General features: G+C 68.5%; 25 protein-coding genes. 10 read left to right on the forward strand and 15 right to left on the reverse strand.

What is annotated here, in order from left to right; genetic code table 11:
* The first annotated feature begins 27 nt into the window (after positions 1-27).
* On the forward strand, positions 28-306 hold the full coding sequence (locus tag AMK34_RS20080; RefSeq protein ID WP_073846414.1) for a hypothetical protein: 279 nt from the start codon (positions 28-30) through the stop codon (positions 304-306).
* Here AMK34_RS20080 and AMK34_RS20085 read toward each other — a convergent pair.
* Positions 303-944, reverse strand: coding sequence for a DUF305 domain-containing protein (locus AMK34_RS20085; protein ID WP_038517373.1), 642 nt, complete (start codon positions 942-944; stop codon positions 303-305). The two genes, AMK34_RS20080 and AMK34_RS20085, sit on opposite strands and share 4 nt — an antisense overlap.
* An 87-nt stretch (positions 945-1,031) precedes the next feature.
* Between AMK34_RS20085 and AMK34_RS20090 the strand changes: the two genes are divergently transcribed.
* Entirely contained in the window at positions 1,032-2,486 is a 1,455-nt protein-coding gene (locus tag AMK34_RS20090; protein WP_038517371.1) for an LVIVD repeat-containing protein, read from the forward strand.
* 79 nt (positions 2,487-2,565) lie between these two features.
* Here the strand turns inward: AMK34_RS20090 and AMK34_RS20095 are convergent, their stop codons facing one another.
* From AMK34_RS20095 to AMK34_RS20105, 3 genes are read right to left on the reverse strand one after another with little or no spacing between them, the layout of a single operon-like run.
* A complete protein-coding gene (locus tag AMK34_RS20095; protein WP_073846415.1) occupies positions 2,566-4,119 on the reverse strand; it encodes a glycoside hydrolase family 13 protein in 1,554 nt (517 codons plus the stop codon).
* Positions 4,119-4,514 carry a globin gene (locus tag AMK34_RS20100; protein WP_038517366.1) on the reverse strand — a complete coding sequence of 132 codons (396 nt, stop codon included), beginning with the start codon at positions 4,512-4,514 and terminating at the stop codon, positions 4,119-4,121. Before AMK34_RS20100 ends, AMK34_RS20095 begins: the two co-directional genes overlap by 1 nt.
* 20 nt (positions 4,515-4,534) lie before the next feature.
* The gene (locus tag AMK34_RS20105; RefSeq protein WP_038517363.1) at positions 4,535-5,515 is read right to left on the reverse strand and encodes a mechanosensitive ion channel family protein; all 981 of its coding nucleotides are present in this window, start codon (positions 5,513-5,515) and stop codon (positions 4,535-4,537) included.
* A gap of 409 nt (positions 5,516-5,924) precedes the next feature.
* Here AMK34_RS20105 and AMK34_RS20110 point away from each other — a divergent pair, with 409 nt between their 5' ends.
* The 3 genes from AMK34_RS20110 (at position 5,925) to AMK34_RS20125 (ending at position 7,914) form a co-directional block, all read left to right on the forward strand.
* On the forward strand, positions 5,925-6,419 hold the full coding sequence (locus tag AMK34_RS20110; protein ID WP_007034711.1) for an HNH endonuclease: 495 nt from the start codon (positions 5,925-5,927) through the stop codon (positions 6,417-6,419).
* Between the two features lie 762 nt (positions 6,420-7,181).
* A complete protein-coding gene (gene ctaJ / locus AMK34_RS20120) occupies positions 7,182-7,445 on the forward strand; it encodes an aa3-type cytochrome oxidase subunit CtaJ (protein ID WP_037347636.1) in 264 nt (87 codons plus the stop codon).
* A complete protein-coding gene (locus AMK34_RS20125) occupies positions 7,432-7,914 on the forward strand; it encodes a DUF5130 family protein (protein WP_038517360.1) in 483 nt (160 codons plus the stop codon). Before ctaJ ends, AMK34_RS20125 begins: the two co-directional genes overlap by 14 nt.
* Positions 7,915-7,998: 84 nt before the next feature.
* Here AMK34_RS20125 and pepN read toward each other — a convergent pair whose 3' ends face one another.
* On the reverse strand, positions 7,999-10,572 hold the full coding sequence (gene pepN / locus AMK34_RS20130) for an aminopeptidase N (RefSeq protein WP_038517357.1): 2,574 nt from the start codon (positions 10,570-10,572) through the stop codon (positions 7,999-8,001).
* A gap of 167 nt (positions 10,573-10,739) precedes the next feature.
* Here pepN and AMK34_RS20135 point away from each other — a divergent pair, with 167 nt between their 5' ends.
* Positions 10,740-11,360, forward strand: a complete 621-nt coding sequence (locus AMK34_RS20135; protein ID WP_037347628.1) for a mycothiol-dependent nitroreductase Rv2466c family protein — start codon at positions 10,740-10,742, stop codon at positions 11,358-11,360.
* On the opposite strand, the gene AMK34_RS20140 is transcribed toward AMK34_RS20135, so the two are convergent.
* From AMK34_RS20140 to AMK34_RS43860, 3 genes are all read right to left on the reverse strand, one after another.
* Entirely contained in the window at positions 11,357-12,160 is an 804-nt protein-coding gene (locus AMK34_RS20140) for an MBL fold metallo-hydrolase (RefSeq protein ID WP_073846416.1), read from the reverse strand. The two genes, AMK34_RS20135 and AMK34_RS20140, sit on opposite strands and share 4 nt — an antisense overlap.
* Entirely contained in the window at positions 12,157-12,420 is a 264-nt protein-coding gene (locus AMK34_RS43855) for a hypothetical protein (RefSeq protein ID WP_338020563.1), read from the reverse strand. The genes AMK34_RS20140 and AMK34_RS43855 overlap by 4 nt, the downstream gene beginning before the upstream one ends.
* Positions 12,421-12,530: 110 nt before the next feature.
* Complete coding sequence (locus tag AMK34_RS43860; protein ID WP_338020564.1) at positions 12,531-12,701, reverse strand: hypothetical protein; 171 nt, start codon at positions 12,699-12,701, stop codon at positions 12,531-12,533.
* Positions 12,702-12,746: 45 nt separating this feature from the next.
* Here AMK34_RS43860 and AMK34_RS20150 point away from each other — a divergent pair, with 45 nt between their 5' ends.
* Positions 12,747-13,220 carry a ribose-5-phosphate isomerase gene (locus tag AMK34_RS20150; RefSeq protein ID WP_007034718.1) on the forward strand — a complete coding sequence of 158 codons (474 nt, stop codon included), beginning with the start codon at positions 12,747-12,749 and terminating at the stop codon, positions 13,218-13,220.
* A 1-nt stretch (position 13,221) separates the two neighbouring features.
* On the forward strand, positions 13,222-14,031 hold the full coding sequence (locus AMK34_RS20155; protein WP_073846417.1) for an Fpg/Nei family DNA glycosylase: 810 nt from the start codon (positions 13,222-13,224) through the stop codon (positions 14,029-14,031).
* A gap of 88 nt (positions 14,032-14,119) precedes the next feature.
* Here the strand turns inward: AMK34_RS20155 and AMK34_RS20160 are convergent, their stop codons facing one another.
* Positions 14,120-14,908, reverse strand: coding sequence for a hypothetical protein (locus AMK34_RS20160; RefSeq protein ID WP_073846418.1), 789 nt, complete (start codon positions 14,906-14,908; stop codon positions 14,120-14,122).
* Positions 14,909-15,019: 111 nt separating this feature from the next.
* Here AMK34_RS20160 and AMK34_RS20165 point away from each other — a divergent pair, with 111 nt between their 5' ends.
* Positions 15,020-15,895, forward strand: coding sequence for a TIGR03619 family F420-dependent LLM class oxidoreductase (locus tag AMK34_RS20165; RefSeq protein ID WP_073846419.1), 876 nt, complete (start codon positions 15,020-15,022; stop codon positions 15,893-15,895).
* 3 nt (positions 15,896-15,898) lie between these two features.
* Complete coding sequence (locus AMK34_RS20170) at positions 15,899-16,345, forward strand: nuclear transport factor 2 family protein (protein WP_038517344.1); 447 nt, start codon at positions 15,899-15,901, stop codon at positions 16,343-16,345.
* Here the strand turns inward: AMK34_RS20170 and AMK34_RS20175 are convergent.
* The 6 genes from AMK34_RS20175 to AMK34_RS20200 all read right to left on the reverse strand — a co-directional run bounded on the left by AMK34_RS20175 (position 16,342) and on the right by AMK34_RS20200 (position 22,462).
* Positions 16,342-17,556, reverse strand: a complete 1,215-nt coding sequence (locus tag AMK34_RS20175; protein ID WP_073846420.1) for an RNA polymerase sigma factor — start codon at positions 17,554-17,556, stop codon at positions 16,342-16,344. The genes AMK34_RS20170 and AMK34_RS20175 overlap by 4 nt on opposite strands.
* A 71-nt stretch (positions 17,557-17,627) precedes the next feature.
* On the reverse strand, positions 17,628-18,530 hold the full coding sequence (locus AMK34_RS20180; RefSeq protein WP_073846421.1) for a TauD/TfdA dioxygenase family protein: 903 nt from the start codon (positions 18,528-18,530) through the stop codon (positions 17,628-17,630).
* Entirely contained in the window at positions 18,527-19,849 is a 1,323-nt protein-coding gene (locus tag AMK34_RS20185; RefSeq protein ID WP_274534438.1) for an LLM class flavin-dependent oxidoreductase, read from the reverse strand. Before AMK34_RS20185 ends, AMK34_RS20180 begins: the two co-directional genes overlap by 4 nt.
* Positions 19,846-20,685 (reverse strand): ABC transporter permease, encoded by an 840-nt coding sequence (locus AMK34_RS20190; RefSeq protein WP_073846422.1) that lies wholly within the window; start codon positions 20,683-20,685, stop codon positions 19,846-19,848. Before AMK34_RS20190 ends, AMK34_RS20185 begins: the two co-directional genes overlap by 4 nt.
* Entirely contained in the window at positions 20,685-21,446 is a 762-nt protein-coding gene (locus AMK34_RS20195; RefSeq protein WP_073846423.1) for an ABC transporter ATP-binding protein, read from the reverse strand. The genes AMK34_RS20190 and AMK34_RS20195 overlap by 1 nt, the downstream gene beginning before the upstream one ends.
* Complete coding sequence (locus AMK34_RS20200) at positions 21,443-22,462, reverse strand: ABC transporter substrate-binding protein (RefSeq protein ID WP_038517331.1); 1,020 nt, start codon at positions 22,460-22,462, stop codon at positions 21,443-21,445. Before AMK34_RS20200 ends, AMK34_RS20195 begins: the two co-directional genes overlap by 4 nt.
* Positions 22,463-22,496 lie beyond the last annotated feature (34 nt).

The following is a 22,496-nucleotide window of genomic DNA, read 5'->3' on the forward strand; positions in this document are numbered from 1 at the left end:
GGCCGCCCGCGGCGTCATGCTGTCTCCATGAACGACAAGGACGGGGACGACCCCACCGCGGACTTCCTCGCCGAGGTCCGGCCGGAGGAGACGCCGTGGCGGACCGAGCGCCCGCCGGGTGAGGAGGCGCCCGAACGCGCCGAACGCCCGGAGAAGTGGAGCCGCGCCAAGAGCGCCGGGCGGGCCGCGGCGAAGGCGGCGCCCTACGTCCAGGCCGCCGCGCTGGCGACCTGGATCGTCTCGGGCACCCTCGATGACGACTCCGGTGACTCCGGTTTCGGCGACATGGGCTCGGGCGAGGCTTAGAGCTTTCCGCGCATCGCTTTCATGCGCTCGATCTCGGCGGTCTGTCCGGTGATGACCTCCTGCGCCATCTCCTGCGCCTTGATCTCCACGCCCTTGCCGAGCTGGGCTTCGGCCATGGTCAGCGCGCCCTGGTGGTGCGCGATCATCAGGTCGAGGAACAGCTTTTCGAACGCCGCCCCGTTCGCCGCGCGCAGATCCGCCAGCTGGGCCTCGGTCGCCATCCCCGGCATGAGCGCGTGATCGTGCCCGCCCCCGTGGCCCGCGTGCCCTTCGCCCGGCACCGGCTTGCCGCGATCGGCCAGCCAGGTCTTCATCATCGTGATCTCGCCGTCCTGCGCGACCGAGATCCGCCCGGCGATCGCCCGGATCTGCTCGTTGGCCGTCTTGCCCGGCACCAGGTCGGTCATCACCTTCGCCTGCTGGTGGTGGGGGATCATCATCGTCATGTACTCGACGTCGGCCTCGTTGGGCTGATCGCGGTTCACCGGACCGCGGGAGCCGGTGCTCGCCTGTTCGCCGGGTTTGCCGGGGGCGATCACCGGCGCGCTCTGGGCCGGTGCGGCGGGCTCCGCGTCACCGGTGCAGCCCGAGACGAGGAAAGCGGCGGCGACCAGCGCCGATGTCAAACTTTTTCGCATCCCGGGAGTTCCTCCGTTGGTCGGTATCTGCTGAGCCTAAATAAGGAATAAGGTGCGCGTAAAGCTGGGTGGAAGGAGAGCCATATCGTGCTGCAGCCTGGGCTGAAACGTCGCTTGACCAGGGTCTTCGTGTCGGCGGCCGCGGTCGCCGCCCTCGGGGCCTCCAGCGCGCTCGCCGCGCCGGCCGTCGTCGCCGAACCGTCGGCGACCGCGATCCCGGGTGTGGACGAGATCGTCCACAGCCCGAATCTCCGGTCGATCGCGAACGTCCCGCAGCAGGGACCGTTCACCAAGGACTCGACCGGCACCGACATCGCGTTCACCAAGGGCCACGCGATCATCGGTACTTACGACGGGTTCAACGTCTTCGACGTCCGCAACCCGTACCGCCCGAAGATCGTCAGCCAGGTCCTGTGCCCCGGCGGGCAGAACGACGTGTCGATCTCCGGGGACCTGCTCTTCCTGTCGACCGACTCGTCGCGCAGCGACAACTCGTGCAACAGCGTCTCGAAGCCCGCGTCGGACAAGTCGGCGTGGGAGGGCATCAAGATCTTCGACATCTCGAACCTCGCGGCGCCGAAGTACGTCGCGGCGATCGAGACCGACTGCGGTTCGCACACCAACACCCTGGTGCCGGACAAGCGCGGCAAGGACGTCTACATCTACGTCTCGTCGTACGCGCCGGCGGCGAACCTGCCCGACTGCCAGCCGCCGCACGACAAGCTGTCCATCATCAAGGTCCCGGTGAAGGACCCGGCGAAGGCCTCGCTGGTCGCGACGCCGGTGCTGTTCCCGGACGGTGGCAACGAAGGCGGCGCCAACCCCGACGGCACCCGCCGCTCGGCGACCACCGGTTGCCACGACCTCACGGCGCTGCCGGAGAAGGACCTGATGGCCGGTGCCTGCATGGGTGACGGCGTCCTGCTCGACATCTCCGACCGGCTCAAGCCGCGGGTCATCAACCGGGTCCAGGACAACGTGAACTTCGCGTTCTGGCACAGCGCCACCTTCAACAACGACGCCACCAAGATCGTCTTCACCGACGAACTCGGCGGCGGCGGGATGGCGACCTGCCTGGAGAAGTTCGGCTCCACCCGCGGGGCCAACGGCATCTACCAGATCACCGGTCGCGGCGACGACCGCAAGCTGGAGTTCGTCAGCTACTACAAGATCCCGCGGCTGCAGTCCGAGACCGAGAACTGCGTGGCGCACAACGGTTCGCTGATCCCGGTGCCGGGCAAGGACATCATGGTCCAGTCCTGGTACCAGGGCGGCGTCTCGGTGTGGGACTTCACCGACGCGAAGAACCCGAAGGAGATCGCGTTCTGGGAGCGGGGCCCGCTCTCGAACGAGAAGCTCGTCGGCGGCGGGACGTGGTCGACGTACTGGTACAACGGCTACATCTTCTCGTCCGACATCGTGAAGGGCCTGGACGTCCTGGACCTCAACGACTGGCGGACCTTCCCGGCGAAGCTCGTCCGGCAGAACCAGTTCAACGCCCAGACGCAGTACAAGCTGCACCCGGGCTTCAACAACAACTGACCCGGTAACGCGCCATGAAAGGTCCTTTCCTTGCAAAATTTGCAAGGAAAGGACCTTTCATGGCGCGCGGGGGAGGGGCTCAGACGAGCCAGGCGGCCGCGTCCGGGGGCAGTTTCCCGTTCACCAACGGCACGCTCGACAGCAGCACCTCGCCCGGCGGCAACGCGATCGGGCTCGCCGACGTGTTCAGCGCGCAGACCAGCCCGCCACCGCGCCGCCGGAACGCGAAACAGCCGGCCGGGGCGCCGTACCACTCCAGCTCGTCCCCGCGGAAAGCCTGGTGCGACTTGCGGATCTCGATCGCCCGCCGGTACAGCGACAGCGTCGACGCCGGATCCTCCAGCTGCGCTTCGACGGTCACCGACGCCCACGAGGCGGGCATCGGCAGCCACGTCCTCGGGTTGCGCGAGAAACCGAACGGCGGCAGGTCGCCTTCCCACGGCAGCGGCACGCGTGACGCGTCCCGGCCGAACTCGGCACCGGAGATCTTGGCGCGCGGATCCGCGACCGCGTCGGGTGGGATGTCGACGTTGCCGAGCCCCAGTTCCTCGCCGTTGTACAGATAAACCGCACCGGGCAGCGCCAGTTCGACGAGCGCCATCGCCCTGGCGCGCCGGACGCCGCGTTCGCCGCCGCCGTACCGGCTGACCTGGCGCCAGACGTCGTGGTTGCTCAACGTCCAGGTGGCGGGGGCCCCGGCGGCCTTCGGCACCGCCAGGGACCGCTCGATGGCCGTCCGCAGCGCGTCCGCGTCGAAATGCGTGAGCACGAGCCGGAAGTTGAACGCCAGGTGCAGCTCGTCCGGCCGCAGATAGCGGGCGAGGCGTTCCTCGTCGGTCACCCAGATCTCGCCGACGGCCATGGTGCCCGGGTATTCGTCGAGCACCTTGCGGATCATCTGGTGGATCTCGTGGACGCGGTCGTTGTCGAAGCGCGGATCGTAGAACTCGCTCGGCCCCAGCGGGTTCACCCGCGGGTCCATGTCCGGCAGGCCCGGCGGTTTCGCCATACCGTGCGCGACGTCGACGCGGAAACCGTCCACGCCGTGGTCCAGCCAGAACCGCAGGGTCCGCTCCAGATCGGCGGCGACCTCGTGGTTGGCCCAGTTCAGATCCGGCTGCTGCGGCGAGAACAGGTGCAGGTACCACTGGCCGTCCGGCACCCGCGTCCACGCCGGGCCGCCGAACGAGCTGACCCAGTTGTTCGGCGGCTGGTCGCCGCGCGGGCCGAGCCCGTCACGGAAGATGTAGCGATCCCGCTCGGGGCTGCCCGGCGGCGCCGCCATCGCCGATTTGAACCAGGCGTGGGTGTTGCTGGTGTGGTTGGGGACGACGTCGACGGTGACCTTGATGCCGCGTTTGTGCGCTTCGGTCAGGAGCACGTCGAAATCGCCGAGGGTGCCGAACATCGGGTCGACGTCGCGCGGGTCGGCGATGTCGTAGCCGTGGTCGGCCATGGGGGAGCGGTAGAACGGCGTCAGCCACAGCGCGTCGACCCCGAGCAGCTCCAGGTACCCGAGCTTGCCGCGGATGCCTTCGAGGTCACCGACGCCGTCCCCGTCCGAATCGGCGAACGAGCGCACGTAGACCTGGTAGAAGACCGCCTGGGCCCACCAAGCCACGTCGCGTTCCATCACACGAAACTGTTCATCATGCTGTTGGCGGCCATCTCCAGGTACGCCCACAGCTGCCCGCGGTAGGGCTCCTCGATGTTCTCCTCGTCGACCGCGATCTTGATGCAGCGCAACCAGGCGTCGCGTTCGATCGGGCCGATCTTGAACGGGGCGTGCCGCATCCTCAGCCGCGGGTGACCGCGCTGGTCGGAGTAGGTGTGCGGGCCGCCCCAGTACTGCATGAGGAACAGCCGGAAACGCTCCTCGGCCGGGCCGAGGTCCTCCTCCGGATACAGCGGGCGAAGCACCTCGTCGACCGCCACTTCGGCGTAGAACCGCGCGACGATCCGGGTGAACACCGGTTCACCGCCGATGGCTTCGTACAAGGTGGTGGGATCAGGTTCGGTCACGGACACAGCTCCATTCTGCCCTTGTCCTACTGCGAGGCCGGGCCGGACGACATAAAGCGCCCCAGAGGTGGCTCGAAGCCTGCTTCGTCGAGCGCGGCGAGCAGGTGCGCCCGCAGCGCGCGCTGCACGGACCACTGCTTGCCCGGCCGGACCTTCACCGTCAGCCGGAGCTTGATGCCTTCGGGCGTGACGGTCTCCACACCGAGCATCTCCGGCGGTTCCAGCACGTTCGGCGAGAGGCTTTCGCTCTCCAGGAGCGTCTTCGCCTTCTCGGCCATCAGTTCGGTGGCCTTCTCGACGTCGGCGGAGTAGCTGAGCGGGACGTCGACGACGGCCACCGCGAAGCCCTGGCTCGAGTTGCCGACCCGCAGCACCTCGCCGTTACGGACGTACCAGACGGTGCCGTTGATGTCACGCAGGGTGGTGATCCGGAGGCCGACGGCCTCGACGGTGCCGGACGCCTCACCGACGTCGACGACGTCACCGACGCCGTACTGGTCCTCGATCATCATGAACATGCCGGACAGGAAGTCCTTGACCAGGTTCTGCGCGCCGAACCCGAGCGCCACGCCGACGATGCCCGCCGAAGCGATGATCGGCGCGAGGTCGATGCCCAGTTCGCCCAGCACCAGGATGAACGCGAGGCCGTAGATCAGGAACGTGGCCATCGACTTGAGCACCGAGCCGATGGTGGCGGCGCGCTGACGGCGCCGTTCCATCACCGCCGACCCGAGCACCTCGGGAGCCCTCTCCCGCAGCGGTCTCAACAGCGCGGGCAGCTTCGAGGAGCCGCCGCCGGGCATCCGCGTCACGCGGTTGATCAGACGCCGCACCAGGTACCGCAGCAGGAACGCCACGGCGACGATCATCAGGATCCTGAGTGGCTTCGTCAGCAGCCAGCCTGCCGACGCGGAGAGCCATTCGTTCTTTGTGACCTGGAACACCTGGTAGCACAGGCTGCCGGCTTCGCGCGTGCAGGCCGGGGGTTCGGTGGGCAGCAGGTTCACGGAGAGGAAATGTCCTTTCGTACTCGGCGGGGATCGGTCACGCCACACGCCCCGGCGGATGCGAAACACCCAACTTCATGTGGCCGCCGGGTCGCGCGCATGTGACACGTCCAGTAACACACGTGCACTTTGGGGCTGATCTGTGGTCGACTATGCCTGCACCGGTGGAGGTGGTCGAGTGCCAGACCGACAACCCATCCCCCTCGGCGTCCCGAGCCAAGCCGTGGCCGGACAGGCGCCGGAGGTCGTGTTGCGCGCCCATCCGGGAGGTGCCCCCTCGCACGGGGCTCCACCGGGCGGGCCGGGAACGCGGCCAGGGGGTGTTGCCCGCCCGCCCGGACAGCGTAGAGGGCGGGATCCGTCGACTACGGCGGCACCCACTACGACGTCGTGGGGCCGCAGACGGGTATTGCTGTTGAACGCCACGTTCGAACCGCTCACGGCGCTGCCGTTGCGGCGCGCGGTGGTCCTCGTGATGTGCGGCAAGGCCGAGGTGGTGCACGGAGACCCGGCGGGGCTCGAACTGCACGCCGCCACGGTCTCGCTGCCCGTGCCTTCGGTGATCCGGCTGAGCACCTACGTGCGCGTGCCTTACCGCGCGCAGGTGCCGCTGACCCGGGCCGGGCTGATGCACCGCGACCGGTACCGCTGCGCCTACTGCGGAGGGCGGGCCGAGACCATCGACCATGTCGTCCCGCGCAGTCGCGGAGGTCCCCACAGCTGGACGAACTGCGTGGCGTGCTGCGCCAAGTGCAACCACCGGAAGGCGGACAAGCTGCTTTCCGAGATCGGCTGGCGCCTGCGCGTCGTGCCGAGGGCCCCGCACGGGCCGCACTGGCGGCTGCTCGCGCATTCGAAGGAGGCCGACCCGTTGTGGCGGCCGTACCTGGGAACCGCGGCCTGACCCGGTCCTGAACACGTCGGCGCCCCGGCTGCCTTTCGGCGGCCGGGGCGGGCCGATGACGCCGTGGTGAAGCTCGCTACGAGTACGCCGTCCCCTACGAACCGGTCGTGCTCGGACTCAGGCGGCGAGAGAGAAGTCGCTCTGGCAGGTGACGCGGGTGCCACGGGTGACCCGGGTGCCGCGAGTGACACGCGTGCCGCAGGTGACGCGGGTGCCGGCCGTCACGCGGGTGCCTCGGGTGACTCGCGTGCCACGGGTGACGCGGGTTCCGGCGGTGACGCGGGTGCCACGCGTGACGCGGGTTCCGCGGGTGACCCGGGTGCCGGCGGTGACCCGCGTACCGCGAGTGACACGAGTACCGCGCGTAACCCGTGTGCCCGCCGTCACACGCGTACCGGGGACGAATCCAATTTCGAAGAGTGACGAAATGTCGTCGATGATCGCCTGGCCGGGTGTCTGGGTGCTCTGCATGACATATCCTCCTGCGACCGGTGCGTTACCTGCTGGGGTGGGGGAGCTGGGCGCAAGGCCCGTACAGGTGAAAAAGCTACGAGGATTTCAAGGCCGCGACAAGACGACAGCGCCGGGTGCGGCCGCCCGTACGTTGAGTTGCAACCTTTCGGCCTTGAGGGCTTCGCCCCAACGTGGGAGCGCTTTCGCGGCAAGCGGCGGACGGCCCCCTCCGGACGACGAGCGGTAGGTACCGAGGCGCAAGGCCGTGCGAGCGGGTGCGGCCACACGCCATCGGATACGCTCACGCGCGTGAACCTTGTCGAGACGATCCTGGTCTTCGCGGTGATCCCCTTGGCCATCTACGCGCTGTGCGGGGTGGCCACGCTGCGGTCGAAGGGCGCGGGCGTCGCCCGGTACCGGCCGGGGCAGCCGTGGGAGTACCCGGCCATGTGGTGGAGCGCCAACCCCGACGGTGTCGGCGCGAGGCATTCGCACGCGAACGAGGGCGGCGCGACCGCCGTCGTCGCCGCGGACGGAGCGACGGTGACGGGAGGCGCTCGTGGCAACTGGTGAACTGACCCATTCGTCCACCGCTGTTGACGAAGAGCCCGGTTACGGCGCCGCCGTTACCTCGAGCGGCCGGATTTCCGCCGCCAAGATGTACGAACCGGCTGGTCCGATCAGCCCATTCACGACCCAGCAGCTCGCCCGGCTGGACGAGGCGCTGACGCTCGCCAGCCGCGAGACCGGCCTGGACTTCAGTGTGTACCTGGGTGACCTCGGCGAGGACACCCGCGCCACCGCCGAAGGTCTGCTGGCCTCGACGGACAACGCGGCCGACGGTGTCGTCATCGCCGTGTCGCCCGGTCAGCGGGCGATCGAGGTCGTGACGGGCTCGCAGGCCCGGCACCGTCTGCCCGACCGCGGCGCGAAGCTCGCCGTGGCCAGCATGGTGGCCTCGTTCAAGGAAGGCGACCTCGTCGGTGGCCTCGTGAACGCCCTCCGCATGCTGAGCGACCAGGCGGGCGCTCCGCAGCACTGACGCTCTTCAACCCGCTTCAAGTGCAATGAAAGGTCCTTTCCTCGCAAAATTTGCGAGGAAAGGACCTTTCATTGCGTTACGGGACTAGTTGCCGGCCTGCGAGTCGAACTCACGGGCGGCCAGCGCCCGCACGATCCCGGCCCGGCCTTCCGACACGAGACGGCGCAGCGCCGCCGGGTGCTCCCCGGCCAGCCACTCGTCCGACGCCGTGACGGTCGCCGGCTCGACGGCCCACGACGGGTACAGCCCGACCACGGTCGGCTGCGCCCGCTCGCTGGAGCGCCGCTGCCACACCTCGTCGATGACCTCGAAGTAGCGCGTCACGTAGTCGCCCAGCAGGTGCTTCTGGCCCGGGTGGGAGAAGCCGGTGATGAGCGAGTCGCTGACCGCGTTGGGCAGCTCGTCGTCGTACACCGCCCGCTGCCACGCGTCGGCCTTCGCCTCGGCGGTCGGCCGCAGCGCCCGTGAGCGCTCCGCCTGGCGCCGTCCGGCGGCGGTGTCGTCCTTGCCGAGTTCCGCGTCGATCTCGGGGTTCTCCGCCTTGCCGTGCGCGACCAGCGCGTGCAGCAGCCGCCAGCGCAGGTCGGTGTCGACGGTCAGGCCCTCCAGCGGCGCCGTGCCGTCGAGCCAGCCCGCGATGATCGCCAGCGTCTTGTCGTCGAGCACGCAACCGGCGAGCGAGTTCACGAACGCGAGCTGGTGGTCCGAACCGGCCTCGGCGCCCTGCGCCAGTTCCAGCAGCCGCGCGGAGAACTCCGGCCAGCCCTTGTCCGCCGCCCACTCCGGCTTCGCGTACGAGTTCAGCGCCGTCTGCGCCTGCAGCAGCAGCCGCTGCACCACGCCGACCTCGGTCTCGGTGTGCACGCCACGCTGCACCAGCGTGACGAAGTCGCGGGCCTTGAGCTCGGCTTCGCGCGTCATCTCCCATGCCGCCGACCAGCACAGCGTGCGGGGCAGCGGTTCGGTGATGTCGGCGATGCGGTCGATCAGCGTGGTCAGCGACGCCGGGTCGAGCCGCATCGTGCAGTAGGTCAGGTCGTCGTCGTTGACCAGCACGAGCTTGCCCGCCGGGAGACCGACCAGCCCCGGCACCTCGGTGCGCTCGCCGTCCACGTCGAGCTCGACGCGGTGCTTGCGGACGATCTTGCCGTTCTCGTCCTCGTCGTAGACGCCGACCGCGACGCGGTGCGTGCGCAGCTCACCGGCACCCGGCTTGGCGCCGGTCTGGGTGACGGCGAACGCGGAGTACGTGCCGTCGGCGCCGATCTCGTAGCGCGGGCTCAGCGAGTTGAGACCGGTGGTCTCCAGCCACTGCGCGCTCCACCACGACAGGTCGCGGCCCGAGGCCTCTTCCAGCGCGCCCAGCAGGTCCGCCAGGGTCGCGTTGCCCCAGGCGTGCTTGCCGAAGTAGACCTTCAGGCCTTCGAGGAAGTGCTCCAGCCCGACATAGGCGACGAGCTGCTTCAGCACGCTCGCGCCCTTGGCGTAGGTGATGCCGTCGAAGTTCACCTCGACCGCGTGCAGGTCGACGATGTCCGCGGCGATCGGGTGCGTCGAGGGCAGCTGGTCCTGCCGGTACGCCCACGACTTCTCGATGTTCGCGAAGCTGGTCCACGCGTTCTTGTACTCGGTGGCCTCGGCCTGGGCCAGCACGCTCGCGAAGGTCGCGAACGACTCGTTCAGCCACAGGTCGTCCCACCAGCGCATGGTGACCAGGTCGCCGAACCACATGTGCGCCATCTCGTGCAGCAGCGTCTCGGCGCGGCGCTCGTAGGCGTAGCGGGTGACGCGGCTGCGGAAGACGTAGTCCTCCAGGAAGGTGACCGCGCCGGCGTTCTCCATCGCGCCCGCGTTGAACTCCGGCACGAACAGCTGGTCGTACTTGGAGAACGGGTACGGGGTCGCGAACTTCTCGTGGTAGAAGGCGAAACCCTGCTTGGTCTCGGTGAACAGCTTGTCCGCGTCCATGTGCTCGGCGAGCGAGGCGCGGCAGTAGATGCCCAGCGGGATCGTGCGGTGGGAGTCGGAGAATTCGTCGCGCCACTCGCTGTACGGGCCCGCGATCAGCGCGACCAGGTAGGTCGAGATCCGCTCGGACACCTTGAACACGGTGCGGACGGCCCCTTCCGGGGTCTCCTCCGTGGATTCGATCAGCGCGTTCGAGATGACCTTCCAGTCCTTCGGCGCGATCACGGTGAGCCGGTAGACCGACTTGAGGTCGGGCTGGTCGAAGCAGGCGAACATGCGCTTCGCGTCCGCGGTCTCGAACTGCGTGTAGAGGTAGACGCCGTCGTCGACCGGGTCGACGAACCGGTGCAGGCCCTCGCCGGTGTTCATGTACCGGCAGACCGCGTCCACGACGAGCTCGTTCGACTCGGCGAGCCCGGGCAGCTCGACGCCCTTGTCCTCGACGTACCCGCTGACGTCGAGTTCCGTCCCGTTGAGGACGGCCGACTCGATCCCCTCGGCGACGATGTCGACCCACGACGCTTCGCCGCTTCTGGCGCTCGCGAACTTGATCGTCGTCTTCGACGTGAAGGTCTTCTCACCGGGACCGCCACGGCCGTCGGTCAGATCCAGCTCGATGTCGTAGGACTCGACGTCGAGCAGTTCCGCGCGCAGCTTGGCTTGGTCTCGGGTCAGGTTGGGGGCGGGCACTGGCACCTCTGGTCATCGGTATCGGTTTTGGTTTCCAACTACAGGCATCCAATCATGTCGGAGCCCGTGCTGACGACGGGAACAACGCCGACGGCGGCGATGTTGGCCGCTGTGTAGCACTGTGTGTGTACCGGACCACCCCAAGACGATGGCACTGGGAGAACCTGATGACCGCCCCGTCCGAGAAGACCAAGGTCGACTTCTACTTCGACCCGATCTGCCCCTTCGCCTGGATCAGCTCGCGTTGGATCCTCGAAGTGGAGAAGCACCGCGACCTCGACCTGAGGTTCCGGATCATGAGCCTGTCCGAGCTCAACAGCGGCCGTGAGGACCTGCCTGAGCAGTACAAGGAGCTACTGGAGCGTGGCTGGGGCCCCGTCCGCGTCGCCACCGCGCTGGCGCAGAAGAACGGCGAAGAGGCCCTGCGCGACTTCTACACGGAGTTCGGCACGCGCCACCACAACCAGGGCGACAAGGACATCCCGAAGGTCATCAAGGAGACCCTCGAGGCCATCGGTGCCCCGGCCGAGCTGGCCGAGGCCGCCGAGTCGACCGAGTACGACGAAGCGCTCAAAAAGAGTCACTACGAAGGTATGAATCCGGTCGGAATGGACGTCGGCACCCCGACCATCCACATCGACGGTGTCGCGTTCTTCGGCCCGGTGCTCAGCTCGATCCCGCGGGGCGAGGACGCCGTCAAGGTGTTCGACGGCGCCCGCGCGCTGGCGAGCTACCCGGACTTCTTCGAGCTGAAGCGCACCCGGTCCGGTGAGTTGAACTTCGATTAAGGGGTTTCCAGGGCGCCCCTGGTGACATCTTCGGGGTAGGAGGACCTCGCGACGGCTTCGTCCGTCGTGAGGTCTCCCGCCGCGATCCCGCTCTTGAGTGCGACGAGTTCGCGCAGGCCGTCGCGGTGCTTCTCGATGAAGGCGGTGTCGACGGGGTCTCCGTGCCCGGCGACGATGGTCTTCGGCTCCAGCGCGAGGATCGCGTCCATCACGTCCGGCCATTCGGCCAGGAAGCTGCCGTCGTTGAAGGAGAACGCGCTGAAGCCGGCTTCGGCGTTCTCGACGGCGTCGCCCGCGTAGATCACGCCCGCGTCGGGCACGTGCACGAACAGGTCGTGATCCGTGTGGGCCCGGCCGAGGAAGCGCAGCACGACGGTACGGCCACCGAGGTCGATCTCGGCGGTGTCGACGACGGGTTTGTCCGGCAGGGTGATTTCGGTGCGCTCCAGGGCTTCCGCCATCTCCGGGCGCTTCTCGCCGAGGTAGTGCTGAATCCATTTGAGCCGTGCGCCGTCGCCGTAGGTGGTCAGCTCGGTCAGACACCCTTCGTGCGCCCAGACGTCGCACGGCAGGAACGCCGTCGTGCCGAAGGCGTGATCGAAATGCGCGTGGGTGTAGACGACCGACCACGGCAGCGGCGTGATCTCCCGCACCGCCGCGGCCAGTTCGGCACCCTGGTCGACGTCACCGCGCACGTCGACGACCAGGCAGCGTTCACCGCCCACGACGAGGCCGACGGTCAGGTCCAGCTCCTCGTAACGGCGGGCGTACACGCCGTCCGCGAGTTCGAGCCAAGTCACGAATCCTCCAGAATTCCGTTGCGCAGCACGGGAACCGTGCCGCTCGTGTCGAGCTCGGCGGCGAGGGCCACGTCGTTCGCGTGCCCGGCCGCGGCGAGCTCGCGCCCTGAAGAACACTCTGTCAGTGCTTCGGCGATGTCGATCGCTTTTGCCGCGACGGCGGCGAGACGGGCTTCGGCGGACAGGCGGATGCCCCAACATTCGCCGGCGTGCGGCGACGGCGGACGCGTTGCGCAGGCAGCCCGCCAGGACTTCGGCACCGGTCGTGGCGGCGGCGTCGCAGAGCGTGGCGCCGTTGGGAGACGGCAGCGTCAGAAGCGTGCCGGAAGGGATTTCCGTCACAGACGAAGGTCGCAAAGTCCGTTCGCTTTCACCCGCCAGGATGGCGTCTCCTGCTTTCGCGCGTCAGCACGCGGCCGCCGTTGCCCAGCACGAGATCCGTTGTGGTGCAGAAGGAAAGCACGTCGACCACGACGAGTACGGCGCAGTCCGCGCCCAAGGCGGCGACACCCTCGGATCCCCATTCGAGCCTGATGTCCACCCCCACAGCATGCCCGCGCCGGAACGTGATGGCAGACTCCGCGCTGTGCGTGTTTACCTTGGCTCCGACCATGCCGGTTTCGAACTGAAGAACCACCTCGTGGCCCACCTCAAGGAGCAGGGCCACGACGTCGAGGACGTCGGCCCCTTCGTCTACGACGCGGCCGACGACTACCCGGCGTTCTGCATCGAGGCGGCCCGCCGCGTCGTCGCGGACGAGGGCAGCCTCGGCATCGTCGTCGGCGGCTCCGGCAACGGCGAGCAGATCGCGGCCAACAAGGTGAAGGGCGCTCGCGCCGGCCTCGCGTGGAGCGTCGAGACCGCGAAGCTCACCCGCGAGCACAACCACGCCCAGCTGATCGGCGTCGGCGCGCGGATGCACACCACCGAAGAGGCCACGGAGATCGTCGAGGCGTTCCTCGCGACCCCGCCGAGCCCGGACGAGCGCCACGGCCGCCGCGTCCAGCAGATCCTGGACTACGAGAACACCGGCTGGCCGCCGCCGCTTCCCGAGCACTGACATGCCCGAGGGGCATACGCTCCATCGCTTGGCACGTCTGCACAAACGCCGCTTCGCCGGTCACCCGGTCGAGGTGTCCAGCCCGCAGGGACGGTTCGCCGCCGAAGCGTCCCGTTTGGACGGCCGGGTGCTGGTGAAGGCCGAGGCGTACGGGAAACACCTGTTCCACGACTACGGTCCACTCGGGACGGTGCACGTCCACCTCGGCCTCTACGGCACGTTCTCCGACGAGCCGCTGCCCGCTCCCGAGCCCGTCGGGCAGGTGCGGATGCGGCTGGCCGGCCCGACGCATTTCGCCGACCTGCGCGGCCCGACCCGGTGTGAACTCCTGGACACGCCGCAGGTCGACGCGATCAAGGCACGATTGGGCCCGGATCCGTTGCGGCGTGACGCCAAGCCGGACAAGGCATGGGAGCGGATCTCGCGGTCGAAGACGTCGATCGCGGCCTTGCTGATGGACCAGTCGGTGCTGGCGGGCGTCGGCAACGTGTATCGCGCCGAAGTGCTGTTCCGGCACGGTGTCGCCCCGCTCGTGCCGGGCCGCGCGCTCGATCGCGGGCTGTGGGACGACCTGTGGGCGGATCTCGTGACGCTCATGCGGCACGGTGTCCGGGTGGGACGGATCGACACGGTCGCGCCGGAGCATCTGCCCGAGGTCACCGGCCGCGCGCCGCGGCAGGACCGGCACGGCGGCGAGGTCTACGTCTACCGCCGCGAGGGGATGCCGTGTCTCGTATGCGGGACGGCGGTGCTGCGGAGCGATCTCGCGGCGCGGAACCTCTTCTGGTGCCCGACCTGCCAGCCCGCCTGAGGGACTACCCGGATGCCATGAAAGGTCCTTTCCTTGCGAAATTTGCAAGGAAAGGACCTTTCATGGCGTTTGCGGGACGGGGCGCGGGCTAGAAGTCGAAGCCTCCGCCGTCGAACCCGCCGCCGTCGAAGCCGCCACCATCGAAGCCGCCGCCGTCGAACCCACCGGCGTCCCCGCCCATGTCGCCTCCGGCGTCGCCCGCGTCACCGCCGGCACCCGCGTCCTCCTGGCCCGCGTCGTAACCCGACTCCCAGGCCGACGCGCTCGCGATCCCCGCCATCCCGGAGAACATCGCGCTGAACAGCAGCATCGAGCCGAGACCCCAGGCACCGGCGACGAGCGCGGGCTTCCACCACGGCTCGCTGTACCAGCCCTGCGGCACCGGACGGCCCGCGACGCGGCCACCGGGGTAGTAGTGCGGCGTGCGCTGGCTCGGGTCCGGCGAAGCCTCGTAGTGCTCGCCCTCGACGTCCACCGAGCGGTACTCGGTGACCTTGCCCGCCCGATCGCGCTCTTCGCTGCCGGGCAGTTCCGGACCGGGGTCCATGCCCATCGCGAGCCGCGCCGCGCGGACGTAATAGAGACCCTCGATGGCGGTCTCGCGCACCAGCCGGGCCTGCTCGACGGTCTGCGCCTGCTCCATCTGGGAGCCGGCGGCGGTGAAACGTTCGGACGCGTCCGCCATCGCCTGCTGGGAGGCGGTGTCCGTGCCGGTGAGGTTCATGACCTGACCGCCCAGTCGTTCGACGAGGCGCCGTGCGTCCGCCTTCGCGTCGTCCAGCTGGCGCTTCTTGGCCGCCGCCTGGGATTTCGCGAAGTAGATGCCGCCGCCGACCACGACGACGAGGAGCACGATCAGGAAGATCGCGGTGCCCATGGGTTCAACTCCAGGAATCGTTCGGCCTTTGACCGGATCAACGCGGCGGACCCGCCGGGGGTTCCCGCGCGCACTGGCGGGCGAAACTAGAACACGTTATAGTTCGGCTCCATGAAGTTCACCCTGTCGATCGCGATGAATCCGCTCGATCAGCTGGGCGAGCTCGCCCGGGCCGCCGAAGAGGCGGGTTTCTCCTCGATCGCGCTCCCGGATTCCCTGTTCTATTCCGAAACGGTCTCGGCCGACTATCCGTACACGCCCGACGGCAGCCGCTTCTGGACCGAGGAGACGCCCTGGGCCGATCCGCTGGTCGCGGCCGCCTCGATGGGCGCGGTCACCGAACGGCTCACCTTCTACACCTCCGTGCTCAAACTCGGCTCCCGCAACCCGGTCCTGCTCGCCCGCCAGGTCAACTCGGTCGCGGCGCTGACCGGCGGCCGTTTCGGGCTCGGGCTCGGCGTCGGCTGGTCGCCGGAGGAGTTCCGCTGGTGCGGCGCGCCGTACGAGAAGCGTGGCAAGCGCGTCGACGAGGCCATCGAGGTGCTGCGCCTGATCCTCGACGGCGGGATGGTCGAGTTCCACGGCGAGTTCTTCGACTTCGACAAGCTCCGCATGAGCCCGACACCGCCGTCGCGGGTGCCGTTCTACATCGGCGGACACACCGACGTCGCGCTGCGCCGGGCCGCGCGCGTCGCCGACGGCTGGTCTTCGGCGATGATGAAGTTCGACGACCTCCGAGACACGATCGCCAAGCTGCGCGGGCTGCTGGCCGACCAGGGCCGCGCCGAAGATCCCTTCGAGTACCAGGCCGTCTGCATCGACAAGTTCGGTCTCGACGGCTATCGCGAGCAGGGCGACATCGGCGTCACCGACATCATCACCATGCCGTGGGTGTTCGACGGCCTCGGTTTCGACGCCGAGGTCGGCCCGAAGCTCGATTCCATCAAGAAGTTCGGCGACGAGATCATCGCGAAGATCGGAGACTGAACCATGGGTGTCGACGTCTGCTGGGATCCGGCCACCGAGCAGCCGCCCGCGCGGCAGGCCGCGTTCCGCTCGATGACCGCCGCCACCGCCGGGGACAAGGCCGCCTGGCTCGCCCTGTTCGCCGGGGACGCCGTCGTCGAAGACCCCGTCGGCCCGTCGATGTTCGACGAGGAGGGCAAGGGACATCACGGCCAGGACGGGATCAGTGCCTTCTGGGACAAGACGATCGCCAACGTCGAACGCTTCCAGTTCACCATCCGCGATTCCCACGCGGCCGGGGACGAGGTCGCGAACGTCGGCACGATCACGACGTACCTGCCCGGCGGCTACCGCGTCGACACCGACGGAGTGTTCGTCTACCGGGTGCGCGAGGACGGGCTGATCGTGTCGATGCGCGCGTTCTGGGAGACCGAGCGCGCCATGGCCACCGCCCGCAAGGCCGAAGACTAGGAGAGCCGCTCCGCGCGCCGGGTCAGGTACTGCCGCTCGGGTTCGCTGGCCGTCTTCCCGGCGGCCCGCAGGTAGGCCTCGCGCGCGGCGCCGGTGTCCCCGGCCAGTTCCAGCAGGTGCCCGCGGACGGAATCGAGCCGGTGCGTCTGGCTCATCCGGCTGTCGTCGTCGAGCGTGGCCAGCAGTTCCAGGCCCGCTTCGGGCCCGTTGACCTCGGCGACCGCGACGGCGCGGTTGAGCGTGACGACGGGCCCGGGCGAGACCTTTTCGAGGACGTCGTAGAGCGCGAGGATCTGGGGCCAGTCCGTGTCGGCCGCGGTGGCCGCCTCGGAATGGACGGCGGCGATCGCGGCCTGCACCTGGTACGGCCCGACCGGGCCCGCCTCCAGAGCCTCGCTCACCAGCGAAACCCCTTCGGCGATCGTTTCCGCGTTCCAGCGCGTACGGTCCTGTTCGGCGAGCGGGACGAGCGAGCCGTCGTCGCCGGCGCGGGCGGCCCGGCGGGCGTCGGTCAGCAGCATGAGCGCGAGCAGGCCGGTGACCTCGTCCTCGTCGGGCATGAGCCGCCGGAGGAGCCGGGTCAGCCGGATCGCCTCCGCGGTCAGGTCGGCGCGGTGCAGGTCGGGGCCGCCGCTGGTCGTGTAGCCCTCGTTGAAGATCAGGTACAGCACCTGGAGGACGACGCGGAGCCGTTCGCCGAGTTCCGCGGACGGCGGCAGGACGAACTCCGCGCCCGCCTTCTTGATGGTCTGTTTCGCGCGGCTGATCCGCTGAGCGAGGGTCGATTCCGGGACCAGGAACGCGTTCGCGATCTCACCCGTGGTCAGCCCGCCGACGGCGCGCAGGGTGAGCGCGAGTTGCGACGGCGCGGACAAAGACGGGTGACAGCACAGGAAAAGGACGGTGAGCGTGTCGTCCGAATCGGACACAGTGACCGGAGTCGGGTCCATCAGCGCGTCGTTCTCTTCGCGCCGCCTTCGTGCGCTTTCGCTGCGCCATTCGTCGACCAGCCGCCGTGACGCGACCGTCGCGAGCCAGGACTTCGGGCTGTCCGGGACGCCCTGCTCCGGCCATTGCTGCGCGGCCGAGAGCAGGGCTTCCTGGACGGCGTCCTCGCAGGCGTCGAACTGCCCGTGCTTGCGCACCAGCAGCCCGATGACCTGCGGGGCCAGCTCCCTCAGGAGCGCTTCCACCTGACGATCGGTCTTCACGACGCCAGTCTTACCGCATTTAGTCCTCTGGATGCGGTCGGTAGGCATCCAGAGGACTAAATGCGGGGGTGTCAGGCGACGGGGGAGTAGTGCGAAGCGTCGCCTTCGAGGGATTCGCTCGGCACGCCGTCGATGCCCACCGGAACGTCACCCGCCACGGTGACGCGGTTCAGGCGGCGCGGGAGGTCGTCGTAGTTGTCGACGGCGTAGTGCTGGGTGATGCGGTTGTCGAACAGCACCAGCTGGTTCGGCTCCCAGCTCACCCGGACGACGTTCTCCGGCCGGGTCACGTACGACTGCAGCAGCCGCAGGATGTCCCGCGACTCGCCCTTCGACAACCCGATGATCCGCTGCGCGAACCCGCCGATGTACAGCCCGCGTTCCCCGGTCACCGGATGCACTCGCACCACCGGGTGAACCGTGCGGAACTTCTGCGAGACGAACACCTCGCGGCGTTCCCGCTCCGCGTCGTCGAGGGTCTCGGGCGCCTTCGCGTAGTCGTAGTCGTTGGTGTGCTCGGCGCGCAGCGTGTCGGCGAACGCCCGGAGCGGCTCCGGCAGATCCCGGTACGCGGCGGCCGAGTTCGCGATCAGCGTCTCTCCGCCGTACGGAGGGACGACCAGGCTGCGCAGCGTGCTGGCCTTCGGCGGGTTGTGCACGAAGGTGACGTCGGTGTGCCACTGGTTCGCGCGGCCTTGTTCGCTGTCGACCGGCAGGATCGCGGGCTCGCCGTCGACCGACGGGACGGTCGGGTGTGCCTTGGTCAGTTCGCCGAAGTGCTCGGCGAACCGCTGCTGGCCCGCGTCGTCGAGGTCGACATCGCGGAAGACGAGCGCCTTGTGCTCGTGCAGGGCGTCGGTGACGAACGCGACGGTCGCGGCGTCGAGTTCCTTGGCCGGGTCGACGCCGAGGACCTGCGCGCCGATCCTGCCGGTGATCTTGCGGACCTCGACCTGGGTGTTGAGGGCGGTCATGCGGCGTGCTCCTTCAGTGGGGTGCGGTGGGCTGGGCGGGCGAGGCCGTAGTGGCCGCGCAAGGTCGTGGCGGTGTACTCGGTGCGGAACAGGCCGCGTCGCTGGAGTTCCGGGACGACCAGGTCGACGAACTCCTCGAGGCCGCCCGGCAGCGTGGGCGGCATGACGTTGAAACCGTCCGCGGCGCCTTCGGTGAACCAGTGCTCCAGTTGGTCGGCTACCTGCGTGGCGGTTCCGGCGAAGACGCGGTGTCCCCGGCCGCCCGCCAGTCGCTCGATCAGCTGACGGATGGTGAGGTTCTCGCGCCGCGCCAGGCCCGTGACCAGCTCGAACCGGCTCTGGGCGCCCTCGGTGAACGTGCCGACGTCGGGCAGCGGACCGTCGAGCGGGTACGGCGTCAGGTCGTGGTCGAGCATGTTCGACAGCTGCCGCACGCCGTACGCGGGCGTGATGAGGGCGTTGAGCTCGGCCTCGCGCTCCTTCGCTTCGGCCTCAGTGCGCCCCAGGATCGGGCTGATCCCCGGCAGGATCTTGATCTCCTCCGGCGAGCGGCCGTACTTCGCGAGCCTTCCCTTGACGTCGTCGTAGAAAGCCTTGCCCTCGGCGAAGGTCTGCTGCGCGGTGAACACCGCCTCGGCGAACCGGGCCGCGTACTCCTTGCCCGTCTCCGACGAACCGGCCTGGACGAGCAACGGATGTCCCTGCACCGGACGCGGGATGTTGAGCGGGCCGCGGACCTGGAAATGCGGGCCGTTGTGGTCGATCGGGTGGATGCGGTCGGTGTCGGCGTAGACGCCGCTCGCCTTGTCGATCACCGCCGCGTCGTCGTCCCAGCTGTCCCAGAGTTTCCTGGCCACTTCGACGAATTCGGTGGCGCGTTCGTAGCGCAACGCGTGTGCCGGCCGGGCGTCGCGGTTGAAGTTGCGGGCCTCGTCCTCGCCCGCCGACGTCACGATGTTCCAGCCCGCGCGCCCGTCACTGAGGTGGTCGAGCGACGCGAACTTCCGCGCCAGGTGGTACGGCTCGTTGTAGGTCGTCGACGCGGTGGCGATCAGCCCGATGTGTTCGGTCGCCCCGGCCAGCGCGGAAAGCAACGTCAGCGGCTCGAACAGGGTGTGGGAGTTGTAGCGGACGTTGCCCCACAAGGCGACACCGTCGGCGAGGAACAGCGAATCCAGCTTGCCGCGCTCCGCCGTGCGGGCGATGTCGACGTAGTGCTTCAGCGTCGCGGCGCGGTGCGGATCAGTGCTCGGATGCCGCCACGCCGCCTCGTGATGGCCGTTCGGCATCACGAACGCGTTGAGGTGTAAGTGCTTCACGCCTTCTCCTTGACACGCCAGGTGGAGAACCGCCGCTCCAGTGCGACGAAGCCCGCGTTGATGGCCAGGCCCAGCACCGACACCGTGATGATCGCGGCGTACATCTGCTGGATCTGGAAGTTGACCTGCGAGTTGTTGATCAGGTAGCCGAGCCCGGCTTTGGCGCCGACCATTTCGGCGGCGATGAGGATGAGGATCGAGTACGCCGCCGCCATCCGGATGCCGGTGAAGATGGTCGGCACCGCCGACGGCAGGATCACCTTCCGGAACAGGCTCGGGCTCGACAGCCCGAGCGAGCGCGCGGCCTTGACCAGCAACGGATCCACGGTGTTCACCCCAGCGATCGTGTTGAGCAGCACCGGCCAGACGCAGGCGTAGACGATCAGCGCGATCTTGGACACCTCGCCGATGCCGAGCAGGAGCGTGAACACCGGCAGCAGGGCCAGCGCGGCGGTGTTGCGGGCCAGTTCCAGCAACGGGTTCAGGAACTCGGCGAGCGGCCGGTACCAGGCGATCAGCAGGCCGAGCGGCACCGAGACGCCCACCGCGATGACGAATCCGGCGGCGGACCGGCCGAGGCTCGCCAGCAGATGGTCGGCCAGCTGCCCGTTGAGGATCAGCTCCCAGAGCGCGACGAGGTCTTCCGACAGCGGCGGGAGGAAGGTCCTCGTGCCTTCGTCGAGCAGGTACTGGGGAGCGAGCTCCCAGAGGGCGAGGAAGAGCAGGATCGCCGCCGAACTACGGAAAGCCTTGCGTAACGGGTTCTTCTTCTTGCGGGGTTTCTCGGCGGCCTTCAGTCCAGTGTGGACTTTCGGCGCTTCGAGGGTGGCGGTCATCAGGCGGCCCTCCGGATCTCGTCGTGCAGCAGTTCCCACAGCCGATGGCGATGGGCCACGAAGGCGGGCGCCGAGCGCAGGTCGTCGTTCGAGCGGTCGCCGAGGTCGATGTCGACGACGTCCTTGAGCCTGCCCGGCCGGGACGTGAGCACCGCGACCTTCTGTCCTAAATAGACGGCTTCCTCGATGCTGTGGGTGATGAAGACGATGGTCTTGCCGGTGCGTTTCCAGATCCGGCGCAGCTCCTCTTGCAGGAGTTCGCGGGTCTGGGAGTCCAGTGCGGCGTACGGCTCGTCCATCAGCAGCACGTCCGGGTCGTACGCGAGGCTCCTCGCGATCGCGACACGTTGTTTCATGCCACCGGAAAGCTGATGGGGGAGGTGGTCTTCGAAGCCGGAAAGCCCGACCAGGTCGAGGAATTCCCGCGCTCGCTCGGCGCGCTGTCGTTTGTTCAGGGTGCCGCCTTCGAGGCCGAACTCGACGTTGGCCCGCGCGGTGCGCCACGGGAACAGCGCGTACTGCTGGAACACGACCCCGCGATCCAGTCCCGGTCCGGTGACGGGTTTCCCGTCGATCAGGACCTCGCCGGAGGTGGGTTTCGCGAGCCCGCCGAGCAGATCGAGCAGCGTGGACTTGCCGGAACCGCTCGGCCCGACGAGGGAGAGGAACGTGCCGTCCTCGATGTCGAGGGAAACGTCGTCGAGTGCGGTCAACGCGCCGAAGGTCTTGGTGACCGAGCGCAGGCTGATCTTGACGGTCATGCGCCACCGCCTTCGCGGTACGGGTTGAACTCGTTGGTGTAGATCTTCTTGAGGTCGAGCTGGTCGTTCTTGATGAACCCGGACTGCTTGAGCCAGTCCGTCCAGAGCGTGTAGTCGTTGTCGGAGATCAGCCCGCCCTTGGTGACACCGGTGCTCTTCCAGTACTTGAGCGTTTCGGTGTTCTCGTTGCGGCCGCGGTTCTGGATGATCTTGGTGAACCGGGCGATCACCTCCTCGCGCGGAGTGGTACGCGCCCACTCGATCGCCTTGGCCACGCCGGTGACGAAGGTTTTCGTGGTCTCCGGGTACTTCTTGATGAAGTCGGTCCGCAGCACGTACGGCCCGCCGTTGTACGGTCCGAACGCCTCGACGTCCTTCACGATCGGCCGCACGCCGCCTCCCGCGAGAGCACGGTCCTGCAGGACGCCGTTGAGCGCGGCGACGTCGATCTGGCCGTTGCGCAGGGCCTGTTCCGTGTTGATCGGGGGCAGGACGACGAGCTGTACCTGGTCGATCTCGGCGTCGGTGAGGCCGTTGCGCTTGAGCCAGGTGTCGAGGGCGGCCTCCAGGTTCGCGCCGACGGTGTTGACGCCGACCTTCTTGCCGATGAGGTCACGCGCGGTGCGGATCGGGCTGTCTTCCTTGACGTAGAAACCCAAGAAGGTCTTGTCGTCGGAGCCGTAGTAGTTGACGACGGCCTTGATCGGGGCGCCGGCGTCGACGAGTTTGGCGACCGCACCGGTGAAGGCGCCGCCGAAGTCGGTCTGGTCGGTCGCGGCGGACTGGATGTCCTGCGGTCCGCTGATCGTGTTGCCGACCCATTTGAGTTTGACCGGGCCGAAGTAGCCGAGGTCTTCGGCGAGTTCGGGGAAGGTGACGTTGTTCGCCGACCCCTGGTAGCGGAGTTCGAGTTTCTCCGGCTGCCCGGCCACGCCCGCCGGGGTCGCGGAGGCGCCGCAGCCCGACAGCGCCAATCCGGCGAGGAGCGCGGCGATCAAGGGCACTGGTTTCTTCACGGTGGGCTCTTTCGTTCGGGTTCGCGTCGTTGAA

Origin of the sequence: Amycolatopsis sp. CB00013 (genome assembly GCF_001905755.1) — a bacterium.
Taxonomy (GTDB): Bacteria; Actinomycetota; Actinomycetes; order Mycobacteriales; family Pseudonocardiaceae; genus Amycolatopsis; species Amycolatopsis japonica.